The 1274-nt window shown below is 28.5% G+C and carries 2 protein-coding genes; both read right to left on the reverse strand.

The window, feature by feature from the left end; translation table 11 throughout:
* Positions 1–148 precede the first annotated feature (148 nt).
* Positions 149–553, reverse strand: a complete 405-nt coding sequence (locus BMX09_RS09855) for a YtxH domain-containing protein (protein WP_089748107.1) — start codon at positions 551–553, stop codon at positions 149–151.
* 15 nt (positions 554–568) lie between these two features.
* Positions 569–964 (reverse strand): DUF948 domain-containing protein, encoded by a 396-nt coding sequence (locus tag BMX09_RS09860; protein ID WP_177159610.1) that lies wholly within the window; start codon positions 962–964, stop codon positions 569–571.
* Between the last annotated feature and the right edge of the window lie 310 nt (positions 965–1274).

Below are 1274 nucleotides of genomic sequence, written 5' to 3' on the forward strand. Positions count from 1 at the left end.
CTACCTCTTTTGTGTGGTAAACAAGTCCACTAAGCCCTAATATAAATCTTTCAGATTTCTTTTAATAATTCCTCAACAACACTACTTGACGAAGAACCAAAAAAATAAGTAGTTAAATAATGATTTAACTACTTATTTTTACAATTTATTATTCATTAATTTCTTCTTGAATCTCTTCTTTGATTTCTTCTGCTACTCTATCTGCAACATCATCTACTAAATCAATAACTGTTTCAATTTCTTCTGGTTCATCATCTTCATTTTTAAAAGAAACAACTTTATTCGTTACTGAATCTTTTAATTGAGTGGCAGATTCTTTTAAGTTAACACGAATATCTTCAGTAGCATTTTTAGCAACTTCGCTAAATTCAGCACCTTTTTCTAAAGCAAATTCAGAATAGTCATTCATTTGGCTTTTAACACGATCTGCTTCAGCCATTAAATCTTCACGTAATTCTTTACCTGATTTAGGAGCTAATAATAATGCTGTAGCTGCTGCTGAAGCAGCACCAATCATAGCACCTAATACAAAGCCATAAGTTTTTTTACTCATAATAACCAATCTCCCTTATTTTTTATTCTTTTTTTCTACTGATTTACCAACTCGAATGGTAGAAGATTTCTTAAATGGGCTTACTTTTGCTGCTAAATTCCGTGTAGAATCATTTACATCTACAACAGTCTCACCAACATCTCCAATTGCATCAAATAATGGATCAACCTTCTTTAATTTTTGATTCATATCTTTAGCTAATACATTTACTGAACCTAATAATGTTTCTAATTCTCTAGATAAAGCATCTACATCTTTGGTAATAACTTCAATAGAATCAGTAGATTGTTTAACTGTTCCTTCTAAAGAATCAAATACATTTAATAATTTACGTAAATTCATAATAATATATATCACTAATACTGCAAAAGAAATTGCGGCAATTAAGCTAGCTACATCTGTATAAGTCAATTTAAAATCATCCCCTTTCGTATTATTATATATTTCATTATCATTAGAATAACACTAATTATAATCTATTTCCACTATAAAACATCATGAGCTAAACACCAAGCCAAAACTTCAAAATTTTCTTGTTAATATTATTCAAAAAACTCTTTGTCAAATAGGGTTGATGGAGTGGAAATAGAGATCATACAGTATTATCTGTATGATTTCTTTTTTTATTTTTTTATTGTATATTTCCATCATTAAAAAATTTTAGTGCTCAAGTGAGTACAGTTCCTATAATTATCAGCTGAGTGTAGTAATATATGTTTTT

The sequence above is a fragment of the Granulicatella balaenopterae genome (genome assembly GCF_900111135.1).
In the GTDB taxonomy this organism is placed as follows: Bacteria; Bacillota; Bacilli; order Lactobacillales; family Aerococcaceae; genus Granulicatella; species Granulicatella balaenopterae.